Source organism: Archangium sp. (genome assembly GCF_036277355.1).
GTDB lineage: Bacteria > Myxococcota > Myxococcia > Myxococcales > Myxococcaceae > Archangium.
In genome coordinates, this window is the sequence record NZ_DASUNC010000202.1 from 1 (window position 1) to 20,336 (window position 20,336).

General features: G+C 70.6%; 18 protein-coding genes. 9 read left to right on the forward strand and 9 right to left on the reverse strand.

Annotated elements, in window-relative coordinates; genetic code table 11:
- Position 1: 1 nt before the first annotated feature.
- From VFZ09_RS49700 to VFZ09_RS49725, 6 genes are read left to right on the forward strand one after another with little or no spacing between them, the layout of a single operon-like run.
- The gene (locus tag VFZ09_RS49700; RefSeq protein WP_329734900.1) at positions 2-436 is read left to right on the forward strand and encodes an NUDIX hydrolase; all 435 of its coding nucleotides are present in this window, start codon (positions 2-4) and stop codon (positions 434-436) included.
- Positions 437-457: 21 nt separating this feature from the next.
- A complete protein-coding gene (locus tag VFZ09_RS49705) occupies positions 458-928 on the forward strand; it encodes an NUDIX hydrolase (RefSeq protein ID WP_329734901.1) in 471 nt (156 codons plus the stop codon).
- A gap of 22 nt (positions 929-950) precedes the next feature.
- A complete protein-coding gene (locus VFZ09_RS49710; protein WP_329734902.1) occupies positions 951-1,421 on the forward strand; it encodes an NUDIX hydrolase in 471 nt (156 codons plus the stop codon).
- Positions 1,422-1,442: 21 nt separating this feature from the next.
- Entirely contained in the window at positions 1,443-1,913 is a 471-nt protein-coding gene (locus tag VFZ09_RS49715) for an NUDIX hydrolase (RefSeq protein WP_329734903.1), read from the forward strand.
- A 21-nt stretch (positions 1,914-1,934) separates the two neighbouring features.
- Positions 1,935-2,405 (forward strand): NUDIX hydrolase, encoded by a 471-nt coding sequence (locus VFZ09_RS49720; RefSeq protein ID WP_329734904.1) that lies wholly within the window; start codon positions 1,935-1,937, stop codon positions 2,403-2,405.
- A 21-nt stretch (positions 2,406-2,426) separates the two neighbouring features.
- Complete coding sequence (locus tag VFZ09_RS49725) at positions 2,427-2,897, forward strand: NUDIX hydrolase (protein WP_329734905.1); 471 nt, start codon at positions 2,427-2,429, stop codon at positions 2,895-2,897.
- Positions 2,898-2,979: 82 nt separating this feature from the next.
- On the opposite strand, the gene VFZ09_RS49730 is transcribed toward VFZ09_RS49725, so the two are convergent.
- From VFZ09_RS49730 to VFZ09_RS49760, 7 genes are all read right to left on the reverse strand, one after another.
- Entirely contained in the window at positions 2,980-3,921 is a 942-nt protein-coding gene (locus VFZ09_RS49730) for a DUF2381 family protein (RefSeq protein ID WP_329734906.1), read from the reverse strand.
- 110 nt (positions 3,922-4,031) lie between these two features.
- Positions 4,032-6,107: a serine/threonine protein kinase gene (locus VFZ09_RS49735; RefSeq protein ID WP_329734907.1), complete on the reverse strand. Its 2,076-nt coding sequence runs from the start codon at positions 6,105-6,107 to the stop codon at positions 4,032-4,034.
- A gap of 47 nt (positions 6,108-6,154) precedes the next feature.
- The gene (locus VFZ09_RS49740) at positions 6,155-6,529 is read right to left on the reverse strand and encodes a helix-turn-helix transcriptional regulator (protein ID WP_329734908.1); all 375 of its coding nucleotides are present in this window, start codon (positions 6,527-6,529) and stop codon (positions 6,155-6,157) included.
- Between the two features lie 8 nt (positions 6,530-6,537).
- Positions 6,538-6,930, reverse strand: coding sequence for a helix-turn-helix transcriptional regulator (locus VFZ09_RS49745; RefSeq protein WP_329734909.1), 393 nt, complete (start codon positions 6,928-6,930; stop codon positions 6,538-6,540).
- A 7-nt stretch (positions 6,931-6,937) separates the two neighbouring features.
- A complete protein-coding gene (locus VFZ09_RS49750; protein WP_329734910.1) occupies positions 6,938-7,360 on the reverse strand; it encodes a helix-turn-helix transcriptional regulator in 423 nt (140 codons plus the stop codon).
- Between the two features lie 8 nt (positions 7,361-7,368).
- Positions 7,369-8,547: a protein kinase domain-containing protein gene (locus VFZ09_RS49755; RefSeq protein ID WP_329734911.1), complete on the reverse strand. Its 1,179-nt coding sequence runs from the start codon at positions 8,545-8,547 to the stop codon at positions 7,369-7,371.
- A gap of 29 nt (positions 8,548-8,576) precedes the next feature.
- Positions 8,577-9,134, reverse strand: a complete 558-nt coding sequence (locus tag VFZ09_RS49760; RefSeq protein WP_329734912.1) for a hypothetical protein — start codon at positions 9,132-9,134, stop codon at positions 8,577-8,579.
- Between the two features lie 469 nt (positions 9,135-9,603).
- Here VFZ09_RS49760 and VFZ09_RS49765 point away from each other — a divergent pair, with 469 nt between their 5' ends.
- From VFZ09_RS49765 to VFZ09_RS49775, 3 genes are all read left to right on the forward strand, one after another.
- Positions 9,604-10,230: a TIGR02265 family protein gene (locus VFZ09_RS49765; protein ID WP_329734913.1), complete on the forward strand. Its 627-nt coding sequence runs from the start codon at positions 9,604-9,606 to the stop codon at positions 10,228-10,230.
- Between the two features lie 109 nt (positions 10,231-10,339).
- Positions 10,340-14,350: a protein kinase domain-containing protein gene (locus tag VFZ09_RS49770; RefSeq protein ID WP_329734914.1), complete on the forward strand. Its 4,011-nt coding sequence runs from the start codon at positions 10,340-10,342 to the stop codon at positions 14,348-14,350.
- A gap of 87 nt (positions 14,351-14,437) precedes the next feature.
- Positions 14,438-16,075 carry a hypothetical protein gene (locus VFZ09_RS49775; RefSeq protein ID WP_329734915.1) on the forward strand — a complete coding sequence of 546 codons (1,638 nt, stop codon included), beginning with the start codon at positions 14,438-14,440 and terminating at the stop codon, positions 16,073-16,075.
- Positions 16,076-16,082: 7 nt separating this feature from the next.
- Here the strand turns inward: VFZ09_RS49775 and VFZ09_RS49780 are convergent, their stop codons facing one another.
- A complete protein-coding gene (locus tag VFZ09_RS49780) occupies positions 16,083-17,906 on the reverse strand; it encodes an OPT family oligopeptide transporter (protein ID WP_329734916.1) in 1,824 nt (607 codons plus the stop codon).
- On the reverse strand, positions 17,903-20,218 hold the full coding sequence (locus tag VFZ09_RS49785) for an ATP-binding protein (protein WP_329734917.1): 2,316 nt from the start codon (positions 20,216-20,218) through the stop codon (positions 17,903-17,905). The genes VFZ09_RS49780 and VFZ09_RS49785 overlap by 4 nt, the downstream gene beginning before the upstream one ends.
- Positions 20,219-20,336: the final 118 nt, after the last annotated feature.

Below are 20,336 nucleotides of genomic sequence, written 5' to 3' on the forward strand. Positions count from 1 at the left end.
GGTGCGCCTGTACGAGCGGGTGCGCGAGCGCGGTTACGCTTCGCTCACCGCTTTCGCCGAGGCGCGCCCCACCGCCTCGCTGCTAGCGCTGGCCGAGGAGCTTGGCAAGGATGACATCGCCGCAGTACAGGTATTTAGCGGGTTGGTCGCCGAGGCGGAGCGGAGTCGTCGAGTCACACGTCTGGTGCGCGCGCAGATTGTGCGCGAGCTGTCCGAAGGTCTGCCCAATGGCTGGCCAGCCGTGTTGAATGACGCCAACCGTTTCCAAGTCGCCAAGGCGCTCAGCGCGTGGATTACCTACACCCCCGATACGCATCAGGACAGAGCAAGACAGGTCAGCGCAGCGCTCCTCGCCAAGCCACCACCGCCCGGCTGGCGCCCGCTTGGTCCCGACGACGAGCTATTGCTCACGCTCCTGCCCGACGAGGAAGTCTGAAAGTTCCCCTTGGAGGGGGTCATGAGCGACAGACATCCTTTTCAAGGTAACTGGGTGGCGCGCCTGTATGAGCGGGTCCGCGAACGGGGTTACGATTCACTCACGGCCTTCGCCGAGGCACGCCCCACCGCCTCGCTGGTGGCTCTGGCCGAGGAACTTGGCCCGGACGACGTCGCTGGAGTGCAGGTATTCAAAGGACTGGTAGCCGAAGCAGAGCGAACTCGCCGGGTCACGCGTTTGGTGCGCAGTCAACTCGTGCGTGAACTGTACGAGTGCCTCCCCGGCGGCTGGCCCGCTGTGCTGGACGACGCCAACCGTTTCAAGGTTGCCGAGGCGATTGGCTCGTGGATTGCCTTTACCCCCGAAACTCATAAGGAGCGCGCCAGGCAGGTCAGGACAGCGTTCCTCGCCAAACATCCACCGCCCGGGTGGCGCCCGCTCGGCCCCGACGACGAACTACTGCTCACGCTCCTGCCCGATGAGGAAGTCTGAACTGCATCCACTGGAGAGGACGATGAGCGACGGACGTGCGTGGCAGGGCGACATCAAGGTGCGTCTGTACGAGCGGGTCCGCGAGCGCGGTTACGATTCGCTCACCGCCTTCGCCGACGCACGCCCTGCCGTGCCGCTGTACGTGCTGGCCGATGAGCTTGGCAAGGACGACGTCGCTGCGGTGCAGGTGTTCAGTGGATTGCTTGCCGAGGCAGAGCGGCGCCAACAAGTCACGCGCTTGGTGCGCGATGTGCTCGTACGAGAACTCGCCGAGAACCTCCCAGAAGGCTGGCCGACTGTGATGGACGACGCCAACCGTTTCAAGGTCGCGGAGGCGCTCGGCTCCTGGTTTGCCTATACCCCAGAAACCCACCGAGAGCGCGTCGATCAGGTCATGGCAGAGTTCCGAGCCACACCACCGCCGCCCGGCTGGCACCCGCTCGCTCCCGACAACGAGCTGCTGCTCACGCTCCTGCCCGACGAGGAAGCCTGAACGTTCCCCGTGGAGAGGGCCATGAGCGACAGACATCCTTTTCGAGGTAACTGGGTGGCGCGCCTGTATGAGCGGGTCCGCGAACGGGGTTACGACTCATTCACGGCCTTCGCCGAGGCGCGCCCCACCGCCTCGCTGGTGGCTCTGGCCGAGGAGCTTGGTCCGGACGACGTCGCTGGAGTGCAGGTGTTCAAAGGGCTGGTGGCCGAAGCAGAGCGAACTCGCCGGGTCACGCGTTTGGTACGCAGTCAATTCGTGCGTGAACTGTACCAATGTCTCCCCGACGGCTGGCCGACCGTGATGGACGACGCCAACCGCTTCAAGGTTGCCAAAGCCCTCGGTTTCTGGTCCTCCTTCACCCCAGAAACCCATGAAGAGCGCGTCACGCAGGCCAAAGCAGCGCTCCGCGCCACGCCGCCCCCGCCCGGGTGGCGCCCGATCGGCCCCGACGACGAGCTACTGCTCACGCTCCTGCCCGACGAGGAAGTCTGAACGTTTCCGCTGGAGAGGACGATGCGCGACGGACGTGCGTGGCAGGGCAACATCAAGGTGCGTCTGTATGAGCGGGTCCGCGAGCGCGGTTACGACTCGCTCACGGCCTTCGCCGAGGCGCGTCCTGCCGTCCCGCTGTATTTGTTGGCCGAGGAGCTTGGTAAGGATGATGTCGCCGCAGTGCAAGTGTTCAGCGGGTTGCTTGCCGAGGCGGAGCGCCGTAAGCAAGTCACACGCTTGGTGCGCGATGTTCTCGTGCGCGAGCTTGCCGAAGGTCTCCCCGGTGGTTGGCCGGCTGTGCTGGACGATACAAACCGTTTCGAGATCGCCATGGCGATTGGCCGATGGTCCGCCTACACGCCAGAGACGCATCAGAAGCGCGTCGAACAAGCCAGGGCGGCGCTCCGCGCCACGCCACCACCTCCCGGCTGGCGTCCGCTCGGTCCCGACGACGAGCTACTGCTCACGCTCCTGCCCGACGAGGAAGTCTGAACGTTCGCCTTGGAGGGGGTCATGAGCGACAGACATCCTTTTCAAGGTAACTGGGTGGCGCGCCTGTATGAGCGGGTCCGCGAACGGGGTTACGATTCACTCACGGCCTTCGCCGAGGCGCGCCCCACCGCCTCGCTTGTGGCTCTGGCCGAGGAGCTTGGTCCAGACGATGTCGTCGGAGCGCAGGTGTTGAGCGGGTTGCTCGCCGAGGCGGAGCAGCGCAAACAGCTCACTCGCTTTGTGCGCGATGTGCTTGTGCGCGAACTGGCCGTATGTCTTCCCGACGGCTGGCCGGCCGTGCTGGACGACGGCAACCGCTTCAAGGTTGCAAAGGCGCTCGGCTCATGGATTGCCGATACCCCGGTGACCCATAAGGAGCGTGCCAGGCAGGTCAGGACAGCGTTCCTCGCCACACCTCCACCGCCCGGGTGGCGCCCGCTCGGCCCCGACGACGAGCTGCTGCTCACGCTCCTGCCTGACGAAGAAGCCTGATCCTCCCCTGCCCCTCCAGGAGAGAGCACTGGCAAAACGAGCCAGAGCCACGGACGAGCCCAGCGCGCACGACAGGCGACATCTACTGAGGAAACGTCACGTTGCCGAGGGTGACCGTGCGCTGGCGATCCGCGTCCCAGAGGACGAGCGTGTACGTGCCCCGCGCCTGCTTCTCCGTGGCCAGCAGTTCCACCACGACGCGGCCCCGCTTGCCCTCCTCTCCAGGCACGGCAGGCAGGATGGGCTCGGACGCCCAGAGCGGGAGCGGCTTCAACACCTCGCCATTGGAGCCGCGCAGGACCGCGCCCGCCGCCGTCCACGGCACCGAGCCAGGATTCGTGAGGTACACCTCCACCGCCACCCGCTCCTTGGCGCGGTAGCTCGTCACGGCGGCATGGATGAGAGCATTGCCCTCTTTCTCCTTCACGTCCCACGTCAGTTCCTTGAGGGCAATGCCCCGCTTGCGGTCCACGAGGCCGGAGGCGATGGCGCCCCGCAGCCCGTCCGGCACGACGCGCTCGGCGCGGAGTTGTCGCAGTTCCTCCCGGCATTGTTGGGCGTCGGCCTCGGACTCCTCCGCCACCTGCTGGAAGTCGGTCACCGAGCGTGCCTGACGCAGCACCTTCACCTCCTGCATGCCGAGACCGGGATGCACGAGGAGCGTGAGGGTGGTGCATGGCGGTGCGGCCTCGTCCGTGAAGCACACCGTCACGTCGCTCCGTCTGCCAGAAACCAGGTTGTCGCGGGGAACCAGCGTGACGGTCTGCTGCCCCACGGCCCAGTCCACGAACCAGCCCCGGTCCTCGAGCTTCAGGGACTCCCGCTGGAGCGGCGAGTCGAAGCGGAAGGTGATGGTCAAGCCCGGGCCGATACACACCCCGGGTGACTTGCCCGGGGGGAAGGCGGACAGCTCGATACGCGGGCTCTGCGACTCGCACTCATCCACGGCCGTGGCCGCGGACACGCTGGCGGGAGTGGACACGAGCGCCAGCGCCAGGAGGCCGACAGGAGATGCGGGGAGCACGGACGGTCAACCTCCAGGAAGGCGCGGAAATCAGCCTGGGAGGATGGGCCTCTACCACACCTCCGTGCTCGAAATGCCCGACCTGCTGCCTGCCGGGCCCACGTACGTCTCTACTCGAAGCGGTCCACGGCCTGGACCTCTGCCACGGACCCGACCACAGGGGAGGCAGGCCCGCTGTCACGCATATATCCGGTGCCCCGTTGTCCTCGGTACTGGAGCTCCAAACAGACGGGGTAGGTCTGTCCGCCCTTCGACCTGGCCTGCCTGGCCTGCGTGAAGCGCCCATAGACGCGGTCCTGCCCAAAGATGAGTCGTCCGGACAGGACGGTGCCCGCCTTCAGCTTCCCCAGGTCGTCCTGCAGGGCGAACGTCGTGGACTCCTGTACGGGGACGGGCTTGGCGCTTCCGACGACGGGGAAGGTGCCGGCCGCTTCGTCGCCAATGTCGATCTCCAACTCCTTCATGGTGGCCAGGGCCTTGGAGGAGCACGCCTCGGGCTGGGGCGAGGGGCGCACCGGGGCGCCGGTGCAGGCGCCGAGGACGGCGCAGCAGGCCGCGCCGACGCACTTCTCCATGAAACGGGCGCGTATGCCCTTGCGCTGCGGCAGAGCAGCGGGCGTCTCTTCGGGCCTCGAGCGGGAGTCTTCCTTGCGAAGCATGGTGGCGAGTACGGACGCGGGGGTGGGGGGCAGGGAGAAGGCCGCGCCCCCCCCAGCTTCAGGCCACTCCTGGAAACCCGCCACTTCACGGACGGCACAGGCCCGCGCGGGAGGGCCCTCTCGCGGGGACTCGACACGTGGTGAAGCCAGGGCCACCGGCCGCACCGTGGAAGGAGAGCCGGGTGCCGGGCGCGTATGCACCACCCATGCGCCGACGCCCGCCAGGGCCAGCGCCCCCACCGCCACCACGAGGAGCGCCGCGGGGCGGAGGATTGCCACCGCCGCGGCGGAAGGGACTCCAGGCGCCGGCGGAGCGGACTCGGGCACCGGGGGCGGCAGGCCCTCCCAGGCGTGTCGCGGCGCCACTTCCGCCAACACCGCCACGAGGGCCTCGGCTGGCGAGACCGCACCCCGCGCCACCTTCGCGGGGGCAGGCGGCTCGGCCAGCTTCGCCGACGGGGGCTCGGGGACAGCGGGGGGGCCGCCGCGCTCCGGCACCGGCCGCGGCTCGCGGGCGGCCTTGCGCCCACGCCGGGGACGGTCCGCCTTCCAGACGAGGCCCGCCTGCTCCTCGCCCGCCGGGGGCCCCATGCCGGGCACCTTCACCGTGGGCGTCGCGTCCGGCGCGTCCGGGTCCATCAGCGGCACGTCCCAGCGCTCGTCCGCCGAGGCGAGAGCGGCGTCCAGCGCACCGCACAGCTCCCCGTAGCCGGAAAAGCGCGCCCCCCGGCGCTTCTCCAACATGCGCATGCACACGGCACTCAGCGCCAGGGGCACGCGCGGGTTGAGCGCATGCGGCGCAACGGGCCTCTGGTGGAGAATCCTGTCGTAGAGGCCCCCTTCGGCGCGGTGGCCGAAGGGCAGCACGTCGGTGAGGAGCCAGTAGAGGGTGACACCCAGCGCCCACAGCTCGTCGCCCACGCCGGGCCGGTAACCCGCCTTGCCCGGGGTGTTGTCCTGCTCATGGCGGACGAATTCGGGGGTGCGGTACTCGTCCGTCCCAGGCAGGGAGCGCTCGCCGGTGAGGGTGGGCTCTCCCGCCAGGTAGCCGATTCCGAAGTCCACGAGGACGGGCCGCCCGTCCGAGTCGCGGATGAGGATGTTCTCCCGCTTCAAGTCCCGGTGAAGCACTCCCTGCTCGAGAATCTCCGCGAGCGCGAGCGCCACCTCGAGCAGGACGCGCACCACCTGGCGCGCCGTGGGGTTCTCCTCCAACGCCCACTGCTCGAGCGTCCGGCCCACGACGAGGTCCATGATGAAGCACAGGTAGCCATGGTCCGGGTCCGGCCACCTGTCGCACGCCCGGAAGCGGACGACGTTGTCGTGCACCACGTGCCGGAGAATGGTGATTTCCCGCTGGCCCCAGCCCTCCAGCTCGCGGGCGCGGATGACCTTCATGGCGTAGAAGCGGCCCGCGCGCTCCACCCTGTAGACGAAGCCGAAGCCACCGTCGCCCAGCTTCTCGTCCACACGGTAGTCCCCCACCCTGTCACCTGGCTGGGGAGGCTTGAAGGGCGGAGCATGCATGGGAGCGGGACGTCCTCGGGGCTCGCGAGGCTAGCACGGCAGGGGGCCTACTCCCCCGCGGGACTCTCCAGCACCTTCGCCACGCGAATCAGCCGCTTCACCTCCCCGGGGCTCCACCCGCGCAGCATGCGGACGAGCTGCCGCAGCTCGGGCGACAGGCCGCCCTCGGGAGGAGGCACCGCCAGGGAAGGAGCCACCTCCGTGCGGCTCAATTCCAGCAACACGTCGGCGGAGATTCCGAGGGCGAGGGCCAGCTTGCGCAGTGTGGGCACGGACGGCAACAGGCCGCCGCGCTCGATGCGGCCGTAGACCTCGGTGGCGAGGCAGACCTGCCTGGCCACCTGGGCCTGGGTCAGCCCCAGCCGCTCGCGGGCCATGCGGCATACATCACCGAGAGACTTCTGCAGGTGTTCGAGTTGCATGGGTTGTCTCACCCGCCGCGCGGCGCCCGCTTGCGTGGAGGGGCCACCATGGAGCGCGCCACGGTGGCGAGCGCGGCGAGCTGCCGCTCCGTCAACGTGCGAATCGCGCGGCGCAACTGGCGCACCTCCGGGGTGCCATCGGCGGCATCTTCCGGAGGAGTGAGCCAGGAGGGCGGCTCCCGTGAGGAGAAGCCCAGGAGCGTGTTCGCATCCAGTTCCAGCGCGCCGCACAGCCGCAGCAGCGTGGACACGCTGGGCATCATCCGAGCGCGCTCGATGCGACCGTAGACGATGGGAGCGAGGCTGGCGCGTCTGGCCATCTGGGCCTGGGTGAGGCCCAGGCGCAGCCGGGTGTCCCTGGCCACCTTTCCGAGGTGGCGTTGCAATGCCGTGGGCATCATCGCTCCTTCAGCGTGCGGCCTTGTCCAGTTCGCGGTTGCCCCGTGTCGTGCGGGCCGGGTCCATGAAGCGGGCCACGAGGGTGAGCGCATGGACTTGAGCCACCCCCAACCGGCGCACGGAGCGCAGCAGACGGCGGAGGGCGGGTGGATCGTCGGACGGAGGCGCGGCCGACGCGAGCCACTGCGGCGGCGTGCCGGCGACGAGCCCCAACAGGGAGTTGGCATCCACGCCCAGAGCGCGGCACAGCCGCAGCAGGGAGGGCACGCTCGGGAGCATCTTGCCGCGCTCGAGGCGCGCGTACACCTCCGTCGCCAGCTCGACGCGCTCGGCGACCTCCGCCTGCGTCAGCCCCGCGCGGGCACGTGCCTCACGGGCCACTGCCCCCACGTGCCTCGCGAGTGAGACGTTCATCTTGTTGAAGCTGCCCACGGTGCACCTCAGTGAACGCCGCCGGGCTCGTCGCCCTTCAAGTCCGGTGGCAGGGGCAGCACGCCCTTCTCCACGTCCGGGTGGGCGGTCAGCTTGCGCAGGTCCGAGGCCTCCTTGAGGATGTCGCTCAGCTCCGCTTCCGCCTCCTTCGCTCCATAGGGCCGGCCATGGCGGGCATGCAGGAAGTCCCGCAGGTCGTAACGCATGTCGTCCGCTGAGGGGTAGCGCTCGGTGGGGTTCTGCCGCAACGCCCGGGCCACGATCTTCTGCAAGGCGGCGGGCAGATCCTTCGCCGCGTGCTCCACTTCTTCCGGACCGAAGTGCAGCACGCGATTGGCCAACGTCTCCAGGGGGAGCAGCGAGGAGCGCTCGGCGCGCACCTCGGGAGGGAATCGCTCGTCGAGGTCCTCCCACAACCTGTCGGGCGGGTCCAACGGGTAGCGGGCGAGCAACATCTCGAGCAACACCAGGCCGAGCGAGAAGATGTCGGCCCTGCCGTCCAGCCGGTGGGGGGTGAGTGGGTCGCGCTGGCGGGCCTTCGGCTTGAGGAAACCCAGGAGGATTTCCGGGGCGATGTAGGCCGGGTCTCCCCGGAGCAACCCATGGCGGGTGGGAATGCGACCGAGCAACTCCGAATAGGCCGCGCCGAAATTGGTGAGCTTGACGCGGCCATTGTCCCCCAGGCGGATGCGCATGGGGCCAACGGCGCGGTGGACGAGCTTGAGGAGGTTGCCGTCCTCGTCCTCGCAGCGGTGCGCGTAGTCGAGTGCGTCGGCTACCTCGGCGGCGACGTAGGCGGCGAAGTCGGGACTCAACTTGCGACCCACCAACCAGGCCGCGTCCATGAGGGTGAGCAGGAAGCACCCGCGCAGGTGTTCCATCACGATGTAGGGCAATTCTCCGTCCACCACGTACCCGTACACGGTGGCGATGTTGGGGTGGCGCAGGGACTTGGAAAGACTCACCTCCTCCAGTGCCCGGTGCCGGGCCTCGCGCCCGTGCTCCATGACGATGGGCTTGAGAACGACGAGCTTCACCGGGCCACCCTGCAGCGGCTCTCGCGTGGCGAGCAGCAGGGTGTCGTAGTCGGGGTGCTCGACGAGGTGGCGGACAATCGCGTAGCGGAAGTCGCCGACCGCGAAGGACTTGCCGGGCCCGGGACCATCGGGCTTCTTCGATTCGGACATGAGAGAGAGTGGAAGCGGGAGAGGAGTGCCTAGCGCGCGACGGTGGAACCAGGGACGGACACGGGCTGCCAGTTGTCCGTCTCGTCCTTCCTGTAGAAGGTACCCACCTCGAAGGAGCCCGCCCGATACGCCCCGTCCTGGACGCCCACGGGGCCCACGCACTGCAGTTCCCTGCCACTGAGCGCAAAGGCCAGGTAGCCATCGGGCCGCAGCACCACGAGCGGCTGGAACTCCTGGACACGGCGGCCCAGTTCCGCCCGGGAAACAGCCTCATTCTTGAGCACCACATCGAGCAGCAGCACGTCCGCCACCAGCCACGGGGCGTATTCCGATGCCTTGGGCGGAAAGAGGTGGAAGTGAAGCCGGAGCTGCCTGGCGTGCTCCGGGGACAAGTCCCGCCCCTTGGGCAGTAGTTCCGCGGAGAGCCCGGCTTTCAGCAGCAGGGCACCGAACTCGTCCAGTTCCGCGAGCGCGTCCCGGGTAGTGGCATACGCCGGGAGCGGCGTACCGCTGGCGCATGCCAGGGGGCACAGCAACACGAGAGAGAGCACTGCAAACAAGCCCGGCGGGAGACGGACGACTCCCACGGAAACACGACTCCACTTCCGACACGAAAGAGATTCGCTCGGCACGATGGCACCTCCAGAAACGCCTGCTGTGGATTGAGCTGACGACCAAACAGGTAGCACAGCCAACACAAGAAGGAAAGCCCTGCCCAACCGCCCAGGTCATACAAACAGGCCAACCCGTCAGAGCGGCAGAAGCCTGTTTTTGAGACAGCAAAGCCCTCCTCGGTGGTTTGGAACCGATAAGTGAGTCCGAGCCCCCCAACCTGTGACGTCATGCTGAAGCGCGGGCCCCACAACGGGCGGAGTCAGGGGACAAACGGAGCCAAAGAAAAGGGCGTTACCTGCGGTGGTGCGCCACGACACAGGGATGGGAGGGCAACGAGCCGGCGCCTCCTCCGCCTCACTCGTTGACATCAACGAGCATCACACCTCCCCCCACACCACTCATTGACGTCAACGAGTGCGGGGCCCGAGCGCGAGGTCACGTATGAGCACGCAGACCCTGGCCGTCACCCCGGACACGCTACGGCTCGGCTCGCCGGAAGAGCTGAAGCACCAGCGCTCCTTCATCAAGGAGTCGGACACTTCGCGAGGGCTCCTCTTCAACTCCATCCTGGAGGTCGTGCGCTGGACGAAGAGCGAGGCCGAAGTGCGGCACTGCCAGGAAGTGGAGGGGGAGCCGAAGTTCGTGGACGTCTTCAGCCATCCACTGAGCAAGTTCGTCACCCTCATCTACGCGGCGGCACGCCTCCTGAGCGCGGAGACGGGTGACTTCGAGGGGGCGCTCCGGCAGTTGGGCCAGCAGACCGCGGCGAACTTCCTCACCTCCGCGTCCGGCAAGCTGATGATGTCGCTGGTTCAGCAGAACCCGAAGCGGCTGTTCAACAGCCTGCGCGCGAGTCTCCAGGTGGTGGCCACGAGCATGGAGCAGCTCACCACGCGGATGACGGGACCGGCGAGCGGCATCCTCACCTACAAGCACGACCTCCTCCCCCGGCCCAACATGGAGGGCGGGCTGCTGGCGCTCTTCCTCTCCGCGAACGTCCGCGGCGTGAGGGTCCGCTCCTGGGCGACGGGGCCCCTCGATAGCGAGTACGAGATTTCCTGGGAGTGAAGCCACCCCGCCAGGTGGGTTGCTTCCAACCCTGGGGACTCCCCTGATTTCGGCCCGGAAGCGGCGAAAGCCGGCCGGGTTGCGGTAGATTGGGGACGTGCCGCGTTGTGTGACATGCGGGCAGCGTTGGGAGGGGACCCATGCGCACTGTCCTCGAGGAGCCACCCCGACCAACGCCCCCTCCCCGGGGCGTGGCCGGCCGTCGCCGTCCCTCGTCCTCTCCGGCTACCGGCTGGAGGAGGAAGTCGCGCGCGGTGGCTTCGGCACGCTCTACTCCGCCTGGCGCGAGCGAGACGGCCTGCGCGTGGCCATCAAGGTGGCCCACCCGGAAGTCCCCCTCGCCCGCGCGCAGCTCGCCCGCGAGACCGAGGTGCTGCGCGTCATCGGCCCTCCCACCGTCCCCGCCGTGCATGACACGGGCACCCTCCCCACGGGCGCCCCCTACCTCGTCATGCAGTTCATCCCCTGGCCCACCCTCGCGCAGCGCATGGCGCAGGTCGCCGGCCCCATGCCGCTCGCCGAGCTCTCCTCGCGCGCGCTGGCCCTGCTGGACGCGCTCGCGGTGGTGCACGGCCACGGCTACCTCCACGGGGACCTCAAGCCGGAGAACGTCTTCCTCGATGAGGCCGCGCGCTCCGCCGGCTTCTTCGACTTCGGCCTCGCGCGCTCCGTGAGCACGCCGGCCCTCTCCTCCGCCGACGAGCCCACGCCTCCCATCGGCGACTCCTTCGCGGGCACCGTCGAGTACATGTCCCCGGAGCAGTGCTCGGGCCAGTCCGGCCTGGACATCCGCTCGGACATCTACTCCCTGGGCATCCTCTTCTACGAGATGCTCACCGGCCGCCCGCCCTTCTTCGGCACTCCGGCCGACGTCATCCACGCCCACCTCGCGCGCCGGCCCCTGCGCCCCTCGGAGCTGGTGCCCGTGCCCGCGGCGCTCGAGCAGGTGGTGCTGCGCTGCCTCACCAAGGAGCGCGAGCGCCGCCATGACTCCGTGGCCGCCCTGCGCCTCGCGCTCCAGGAGGCCCTGGCCAGCACCGGGAAGCCCTCCACCCCGGTGCCCCACGCGCGCGAGAAGGCCGCGCCCACGCCGCCCGCGCCCGTGCGCCGCTCGGTGGCGGTGCTCTTCTTCCGCTCGGGCGCCAACCCCGTCACCGTGCAGAAGGCGCTCGCCAGCTTCGGCGGGCAGATGGCCTCCCACGAGGGCACCCGCTTCGCCGGTGTCTTCGATCCGGACGCGGGGGAGAATCCCGTGCAGCGCGCCCGGCAGGCCGCCGAGGGCCTCGCCGCGCAGAACCTCGCGCCCGCAGCGCTGGTGGACGTGGCCACGGTGACGGTGCAGCGCCGCCCCGGTGGCCCCGCGCGCTACCTCGGCCCCATCTTCGCGCGCAAGGATCGCTACCCCACCGACGAAGATCCCTCCACCCTGCTGCTCACCACCGCGGCGGCCGAGGCCCTGCCGGACCTGCCGTGCGAGCCGGTGACGGGCCGCGACGGCGTCTTCCGGCGCGCGCCGGCGAGCCTGGGCCGCGAGGACGTCACCATCCTCCAGCATGGCAGTGGCGTGCTGGTGGGCCGGGGCAGCGAGCTGGCCGAGCTGATGGAGAGCGCGGGCATGGCGCTGGTGGAGGGAGCGCCCACGCTCGTCACCGTGCTGGGGGACCGGGGCCACGGCAAGACACACCTGAGCGCCGCGCTCGCCCAGCAGCTGCAGGTGGGCCTGCCCAACGCGCGGGTGACCACGTGGCGCGCCCGCGAGCCGGTGCAGGGCGATCCCGAGGGCACCCTGCGCATGCTGCTGCGCGGCGCCCTCTACGACTTCCGCGGCGACGCCGAGCTGACGGGCTCCGACCACGAGGGCCGCGCCGCGTGCTTCGAGCTGCTGGGGCCCCCGCTGGCCACCGAGCTGTGGCCCGGCGTGGCCTCCACCCTCGGATGGATGGCCCCGGGCGCCGCCGGACTGCAGAACTGGGCCGCGGCCCCTGGCGCCCTCCGCTCGCTGGCCATGCGCGCCGCCGGTGAACTGCTGGCCGCGCGCGCCCGCCGCCGGCCCCTGTGCCTCATCCTCGACGACGCCCAGTACGCCGAGGAGACGGCCCTGGACGCGCTGGAGTACGCCGCGCTCGCCGAGTCCCGCCTGCCCCTCTGGGTGTGCGTGCTGGCGCGCCCCGGCTTCGAGCGCCTGCGCCCCTCCTGGGGTACGCGCGCCGCCCGCAGGCACGTGCTGCCGCTCGGCCCCCTGTCGCCGCCCAGCGCCGTGGAGCTGTGCCGCACCCTGCTGCGCCCCGCGGAGAACATCCCCGCCGCCGCGCTCGAGTACATCTCCGAGCGTGCCCAGCGCGTCCCCCTCTTCCTCGTGGAGCTGGTGCGGGGCCTCAAGCGCCAGGGCCTCGTGCGTCAGCGCGCGAATGGCGGCAGCTGGTACCTGGCCACGGACGAGCTGGACCGGATGCCGGAGCTGCGGCTGGTGGACTGGCTGGCGGACCGCGAGTTGGGCGCGCTCCCGGTGGAGCTCGCGGCGCATGCGCGGTTGTGCGCGCTGCTCGGCCCGGACTTCACCGCCGCCGAGGCCGAGGGCGTGGTGCACGCGCTGGAGGAGGACGGCGGCGCGGCGGACTTCCCGTTGGATCCCCGCCATGCCACGCGCCGGCTGTTGGATCTGGGCCTGCTGGTGAGCCACCGCCAGGAGGGCCTCAGCTTCCGCAACGAGCTGCTGCGCGCCACGGTGGAGCGCTCGCTGCCGGAAGCGGACCGGGCACGCATCCACCGCGCCGCGTTCCGCTACTACCAGAGCAAGGCCGGGGCCGCCGAGCGCCAGCGCCTGCCCCGCCTGGCCCTGCACGCCGCCGCCGCCGGCCTGCGCGACGAGGCCGCCGCGCTCTACATCGACCTGGCCGAGTCCGCGCGGGGGCGCCACGCCTATATCGAGGCCGAGTCCACCTATACGCGCGCGCTCGAGCTGCTGGAGGCCGATGACCGGCGGCGGCGCCTCACGGTGCTCCGGGGACGGGGCCTCATGCGCTACCGCGTGGGGCGCTACGAGGACTCGCTGGCGGACTTCGCCGCGGCGCGCGAGCTGGCCCGGCAGCTGGAGGCGGTCTTCGACGAGGTGGACCTGCTGCTGGACGAGGCCATGGCCTACGATTGGATCAACGACTACGCGCGCTCGGAGGCTCGGGTGTACGCGGCGCAGGAGCTGGCCTTCGCCCGGAAGCTGCAATCGCCGCTGTTGCAGCTGCGGCTGCTGCTGGGCCTGGGGCGCGCGCAGTTCCGCAACGGCCAGTGGGTGGAGTGCTGCGAGCCGCTGCGGGAGGCGGCCGAGCGGGCGCGGAAGCTGGGAGATGCCGGCTACGAGTCGCTGGTGGTGGCGCAGCTGCTGCTGGGCGTCATCCTCCCCAACATCGGCCACATCGACGAGGCGGAGCACATCCTCGAGGAGGTCATCGCCGAGTGCAGCGAGCGCGGGGACCGGCTGCACCTGGGCAGCGCCATCAACAACCGGCGCAACCTGTGGGTGGCGCGCAACGACGTCCAGGGGGCGATGCAGGACCAGGAGCGCTTCCTGCACCTGGGGCGCGAGCTGGGCATGGTGGGCTGGGAGTACTTCGCCGAGCACAACATGGGCGAGCTGCTCCACCAGGCGGGGAACGTGGAGGCGGCGGCCCCGCACATCATCCGCGCCATCGAGCTGGAGCGGCACCACCCGGAGATGGCCCCGAGGCCCTGGGCGCTGCTGCTCCAGGCCCGGGCCCTGGCCTACCTCGGACAGGACGAGAAGACGCGCGTGCTGCTGAAGGAGATCCGCCAGACGTTGAAGCAGAGCGGCGCGGAGTTCAGCCCCTCGGAAGAGGTCATGTTCGACGCGGTGGAGCTGGCCACGCGCGACGCCACCGACGCGGAGTGGGAGGCACTGCTGGCGCGCTCCAACGAGTTCTCGGTGGAGCAGGAGCCCCTGGAGGTGCTGGAACTGAGGGGGCGGGCCTTGCGACAGCGGGGCCGCTGGAAGGAGGCCGTGCGCATCCTGGAGGAGGCCCTGCGCCGGGCCGAGACCATCCCCAACGTCATGAGGGAGCGGCTGAAGCACAGCCTGGAGAGCGCGCGCCGCCCCCCCGAGGCGTGAGGCCGCGAACCAGCGGGGCGCTCGCCTGGAAGCCCGGTGGAAGGTCCGTGCCGTCCACGCCCCATGAGGTAGAGTCGCGCCCTTGCCATGAGCAGCGACCCCTCCGCCCCGACTCCCTCCGTCCCCGACTCCACGACTCCGGGAAGGCGCCTTGGCTGGCTGGCCGGAGTGGGCTGTGGGGTGGCGGTGCTGGCGCTCACCTTCGCGCTCGCGCCCGAGTACTGGCAGGCGCGCGGCTTTCCACTCGATGACGCGTGGATCCACGCCGTCTACGCGCGCAGCGTGGCCCGGGGGGACTGGCTCAGCTACAACCCCGGCGTGCCGGCCACCGGGGAGACGTCCCCGCTGTGGGCCTTCGTGCTGTCGGTGGCGCACCTCGGCGGGGCGAGCGCGGGGCGGGCGGTGCTCGTCACCAAGCTGCTGGGCTTCCTGCTGCATGCGCTCACCGCGGCCGGCCTGTACGCGGTGCTGCGGGGCGCGGGCCGGCTCGTGGCCGTGAGCGCGGCCCTGGTGGTGCTGGTGAGCCCGCACCTGGTGGCGGCCAGCATCTCCGGCATGGAGGTGCCGCTGGCCACGCTCGCGGCGGTGGGCTTCGTGCTCGTGCTGCGAAGTCAGCGCCCCTGGCTGTATGCGCTGTGCGGAGCGCTCGGTCCGCTCGCCCGCCCCGAGGTGGGTGTCTTCCTGGTGCTCCTGCCGCTCGTGGTGCGCCCCCAGCCCGGGTGGAGGCCCGTGGTGAGGCGCTGGCTCGAGGCGGCGCTGGGGCTCATGCTCGGCGGCGGCGCGTGGGCCGCGTGGAACCTGTATGCCTCCGGCCGGCCACTGCCGGCGACGTTCTACGCCAAGGTCACCTCCTCGCGCGCCCCGCTGCTCCCCGCCCTGCTGCACTCGCATCGGGTGGGCTACTCCGAGCTGCTGCCGGAGGTCTCCTGGCCCTGGCCCGTGCTGCTGGTGCTGGGGGCGCTGGCCGTGTGGACCGTGTGGCGCCGCCAGTCCGCGAGCAACACGGAGCGGCTGACGGCCGGGCTCGTGGCGGTGGCGCTGGCGTTCTGCTCCACCTCGCTGGCGCTGCGGCGCATGGGCCAGGTGGAGAGCTTCTATGCCCAGCGCTACGTGCTGCCCGCCTTGCCCTTCCTGCTGGCGGCCCTGCCAGTGCTGCTGGGCGGGTGGCTGCGGCGGCGTCTGGCGAGCCACGGCCCCCGGATCCCCGCGCTGGCCGTGGCGGTGCTGCCCCTCGTGATGGCCACGGGACTGGCGCCCCGGCTGGCGCGGCTGGAGAACGACGCGCACAACATCGACGACCTGCAGGTGCAGGAGGGCCTCTTCCTCTCGCACGCCTCGCCCGGGGACGTGGTGTGGGTGCTCGACGCGGGCGCCTCGCGCTTCTTCGGCAACGCCTTCGTGGTGGACCTGCTCGGCCTCAACACGCCGCAGATGCTGAGCGAGGACGCGCAGGCCTGGCTCACCCAGCACCCGCCGCGCTTCCTCGAGTGGACCAAGGGCTGGGCCGCCATCCAACCCGACGACAAGTCCGGGCTGCGCATCGCGGGCACCTTCCAGACGAGCACCGCGTACACCGTCTCGCACCAGGAGGAGATGGGGACGCGCCTGTTGATGGAGTGCGCCCCCGGCGTGGGAGGCGTGTACGCGCGCAAGTCGAACCGGTGGCGCTACACGTGCGCGGCGGCGCCCTCCGCGCAGCCCATGGTGGAGGACGCCCAACCCTGAGCCGCGCTCACCCCTGCTGGATGAGACCGGCGGCGACGAGCGCCGCGATGAGGACGCTCAAGAGGGACTCGCCGATGATGGCACCCGCGCCCGCCGACTGCACCGTCTGCGTGGCGGAGGGACGGAAGCGGGCCACCGCGGCGGCCAGCAGGGCCCCGAGGCACAGCGTCACCGCGTAATAGGCCGGCACGACGAAGCCGATGCCCATGGCGGCCGCCGAGGGCAACAGCTTCGCCAGCCGTCCGCGAGCGCCCACCGTCAGCAGCACGCCCGCGAGGAAGCCCAGGCCCGTGGCCAGCGCGGAGGAGCGCGGAAGCTCTCCCAGCCCCTTGGAGGCCAACTCCGCCACGGCCTTGAATTGCTGTGCCGTGGGCATGGGCAGCGTCTCGGAAGCCAGCCCGTGCGCGGACACCAGCAGCGCGTAGGTGGGGATGGCCACGGCGGCGCCCAGCAGCAGCCCCGGAAGCTGCACGAGCAGCTGGCGCGAGGCGCTGGCCCCGAGCAGGCGCCCGGCCTGGAGCGACCACAGGCTGACGCTGGTATGCGACGCGGCGCCCGACACCACACCACCGGCCGCGACGTTGAGGCCGGGATGTCCCGGCACGCCCAGGCCGAAACCCACCTGCGCGAGCTGTCCCACGGGGCTCATGGGCGCGATGTCCGTCTGGCCCGTCGCCCGCGCGCACACCGCGCACAGCGGGAACGTCAGCAGCAGCGCGAGCAGGAAGTACAGCGGGCTCAACTGGAAGGCGAACCACGCCATCACCCCGGTGAGCACGATGGCCGGGAGCACCGCCCTCGCCACCCACCGGCCGGCCGTGGACTCCCAGCCCGCGCCGTCCTGCCCCAGCTTGCGCAAATCCCGCATCACCGAGGGCAAGGCCCCCACCTGGGACAGGAGCGACGTGGCCGCCGCGCCCACCATCAGCCCGACACCGGGCCACAGCAGCCAGCCGAGGAGCGCGGGAAACTCCTGGCCCTTCACCACCTCCACCACACCCGTGCTCACCAGCCAGGGCGCCAGTCCGGCCCACGCGAGCGCCGAGCCCAGCAGGATGCTCAGCCCCGTCTGCGGGCCCACCAGCACGCCGATGCCCAGCATCATCGGCTGCCAGCCGATGCCCAGCATCAGGGTGTTGGCGCCCAGCCCCCCCAGCGTCAGCGACCCGGGCAGCATCGACGCCTGGGGCACGAGCTTCAACGCATCCCTCGACAGGGTGAGCCCCATGGAGGCGAGGCCACTCACCCACAGGCCCCGGACGCGCTCCGCGTAGGCCGAGCCGGTGGAGTGCAGCGTGGAGATGAGCTCCGCGGTGGCGGCGCCGGTGGGAAACGGCAGGGCCTCGTCCTCGAGCAGGCGCCTGCGCAGCGCGAAGGCGAACAGCACCCCGAGCGTCCCCAGGCCCACGCCCCACAGCGCCACGGCCCAGCCGGGCGGCTGCGTGCCCAGCATCGCGAGCGCGGGCACCGCGCCCAGCAGTCCGGCGGTGGCGGGCACCGCGCCCACGGAGACGGCGGCCGTCTGGGAGAGGTTCGTCTCGAGCGGGGAGACCGGAGGGCCGCGCCGGGCCATCGCCGACAGGCCACCGAAGGCCAGCAGCGAGGACAGCACGCACCCCGACTCCCAGAAGCCCGTCTTCAGGCCCGTGTAGACGTTGGTGACGGCCACCACGGCGCCGATGAGTCCTCCGGCCACCAGCGCACGAGCCGTCAGCTCGGGGGGAGTGGGCACCGGCGCCACGGCAGGCACCGGGTGGAGCGAGGGAGAAGAGGACTCGTCCGGAACGAGCACGGGGGCGGCCGCGGCGCGCCCGGACTGCCGCTCACTCATCTCACGCCTCCCTGGAGCACGGCCACCGGTGCGCCCGCCGACGGTGTCGCGGCCGAGGCCGGCGACTGCGCGGAGCGGCTCACCAACGCTCTCAGCTGGCGCAGATCCAACGGCTTGCTGAGCTTCGGGTTGGACACTTCCTGCAGGAAGCTCAACGCCCTGGGGGTGAAGGCGCCACCCGTCATGAAGACCACGCGCTGGGCCTGGTCCGGCGTGGAGCGGTTCAGCTCGGCATACAGGTCCATGCCCGTCATCCCCGGCATCATCACGTCGCAGAGGATGAGGTCGAAGCGGTTGCCCTGGTCCATCAGCTTGAGCGCGGCCCGGGCGCCGTTGACGGTGGCCACCTCGTGGTCCGGCGACAGCGAGCGCTGGAGCGCCCGCGTCACATAGGGCTCGTCATCCACCACCAGGATGCGCGCGCGGCCCGCGGTGGGCACGGGCGCGGGCTCGACCCGCACCTCGGCCGGCACACCGGCCACGCCCAGGCTCACGCGGAAGGTGCTCCCCTTGCCCGGCTGGCTCTCCACCGCGATGCGCCCGCCCATGGAGTCGATGATGCCGTGGCAGATGGACAGCCCCAGCCCCGTGCCCTCGCCCACCGGCTTGGTGGTGAAGAAGGGATCGAAGATGCGCGCCTGCACCTCCTGCGACATGCCCACGCCCGTGTCGCGCACCTCCACCACCACCTCGCCCGTGCCGCTCTCGCGGATGACGACGCGAATCTCATGGTCCTTCGCATCCCCCTCGGGAATGGCGTGCGCCGCGTTGAGCAGCAGGTTGAGGAACACCTGGCACAGCCTCGACTCGTTGCCCTGCACCGAGGGCACCGGCTCGAACTGCGTCACCAGCCGCGCGCGGTGCTTGATGACGTTGTCCGCCATCTTGCACGCCAGCTCCACCGCCTTGCTCACCTCCACCGGGCCCAGCCGGTCCTCCTGCTGGCCCCGGGCGAACGTCTTCAAATCCCTCACGATGGAGGCGATGCGCTCGGCGCCCTCCACCGTCTCGCGGATGACCTGGTGCAGCGGCTCCACCGTCTCCGCCACCGGCGAGCTCCTCAGCCTGTCCAACCCCTCGGAGATGAGGTGCAGGTTGACGAGCATGTACGCCAGCGGGTTGTTGATTTCGTGCGCCACGCCCGCGCCCAGCGTGCCCACCGAGGCCAGCCGGTCCGCCATCTGCAGCCGCGACTGGAGCAGGCGGCGCTCTGTGGTGTCGCGGTGGACCATGATGTGGGCGATGGTCCTGCCCTCCGCGTCCCGCAGCGGCGCCACCACGGACTCGCAGTAGCTCTGCGTGCCGTCGGCCCGCTTGAAGTCCATCTCCCCCGTCCACCGGCCGTCGCGCTCCAGCGCCGCGAGCACCTCGCCCGTGCGCTTGTCCTCCACGCCCGGGTGCAGCAGCGAGAAGAGCGTCTGCCCGAGCGCCTCGGCCTTGCCCCGGCCGAACATCTTCTCCGCGCTCGCGTTCCAGTCGATGATGCGCCCGGCCCGGTCCGTGACGACGACGCCCTCGCACAGGCTCTCGAAGATGAGCGCCTGGCGGCGCAGCTCCTGCTCGGCCACCTTGCGCTCGGTGATGTCCATCACCGTGCCCGTAATACGCACCGGGGTGCCCGTCTCGTCGCACAGCACGTCACCCTTGCAGGACAGCCACCGGCCGCGCGCGCCCGTCAGCTCGATGCGGCACTCCACGTCCAGGTGGACGCGCTGGGCGAGCGCCGTGGCCAGCGCCTCGCGCACGCGCTGCAGGTCTCCCGGGTGCACCACCTCGGACAGGTCCGTGGGGCGCCCCGACAGCGAGCCCACCGGCAGGCTCAGCAGCCGGTCCACCTGCTCGCTCCACGTCACCGCGCCGGTGACGGCGTTCCAATCCCAGATGCCCACGCGCGCCGCGCTCAGGGCCTGGCGCAGCTGCTCCTCGCCCTGCTCCACCAGCTCTCGCATGGAGAAGCGCAGCACCGTCACGGTGCCGATCTGCACCCGGTCCCCCTCGTGCAGCTCGGCGGACGCGATGCGCACGCCATTGAGGTAGGTGCCGTTGGTGGAGCCCAGATCCTCCAGGTGGAAGCTGCCCTCGGGCGCCCGGGTGATGCGCGCGTGCCGGCGCGACACACCATGGTCGTTGATCTGAAAGCCCGCGTCCGCTCCCCGTCCCAGCACGTGCTCCGCGGACTCGATGCGGAACACCTTTCCGATCGCCGCCGGCGTCGTCGTGCTGGTGAGGATGAGGCACGCGCTCTCCGAGGACTGGAGCGGCTTCGCGGGCCCTCCGCACATCGTGAGATCGTCCACCATCTTCATGGCCATGCTCTTCCCGGGGGCAGGAGTGGTTCGTCAGCCGAGCGAGTATCCCGCAGAGTCGGGGCTCGGGGCACCTCACCCTCCCGGTGTCCCGAGAGCCCATCCATCCACCAGTGGACACCTC

Bases quoted from the DNA above. Each gene is read 5' to 3' on its own strand.
- VFZ09_RS49705 (WP_329734901.1), top strand. From the start codon at position 458: ATGAGCGACAGACATCCTTTTCAAGGTAACTGGGTGGCGCGCCTGTAT.
- VFZ09_RS49710 (WP_329734902.1), top strand. From the start codon at position 951: ATGAGCGACGGACGTGCGTGGCAGGGCGACATCAAGGTGCGTCTGTAC.
- VFZ09_RS49715 (WP_329734903.1), top strand. From the start codon at position 1,443: ATGAGCGACAGACATCCTTTTCGAGGTAACTGGGTGGCGCGCCTGTAT.
- VFZ09_RS49720 (WP_329734904.1), top strand. From the start codon at position 1,935: ATGCGCGACGGACGTGCGTGGCAGGGCAACATCAAGGTGCGTCTGTAT.
- VFZ09_RS49725 (WP_329734905.1), top strand. From the start codon at position 2,427: ATGAGCGACAGACATCCTTTTCAAGGTAACTGGGTGGCGCGCCTGTAT.
- VFZ09_RS49735 (WP_329734907.1), bottom strand. From the start codon at position 6,107: ATGCATGCTCCGCCCTTCAAGCCTCCCCAGCCAGGTGACAGGGTGGGG.
- VFZ09_RS49740 (WP_329734908.1), bottom strand. From the start codon at position 6,529: ATGCAACTCGAACACCTGCAGAAGTCTCTCGGTGATGTATGCCGCATG.
- VFZ09_RS49745 (WP_329734909.1), bottom strand. From the start codon at position 6,930: ATGATGCCCACGGCATTGCAACGCCACCTCGGAAAGGTGGCCAGGGAC.
- VFZ09_RS49755 (WP_329734911.1), bottom strand. From the start codon at position 8,547: ATGTCCGAATCGAAGAAGCCCGATGGTCCCGGGCCCGGCAAGTCCTTC.
- VFZ09_RS49765 (WP_329734913.1), top strand. From the start codon at position 9,604: ATGAGCACGCAGACCCTGGCCGTCACCCCGGACACGCTACGGCTCGGC.
- VFZ09_RS49775 (WP_329734915.1), top strand. From the start codon at position 14,438: ATGAGCAGCGACCCCTCCGCCCCGACTCCCTCCGTCCCCGACTCCACG.
- VFZ09_RS49780 (WP_329734916.1), bottom strand. From the start codon at position 17,906: ATGAGTGAGCGGCAGTCCGGGCGCGCCGCGGCCGCCCCCGTGCTCGTT.
- VFZ09_RS49785 (WP_329734917.1), bottom strand. From the start codon at position 20,218: ATGGCCATGAAGATGGTGGACGATCTCACGATGTGCGGAGGGCCCGCG.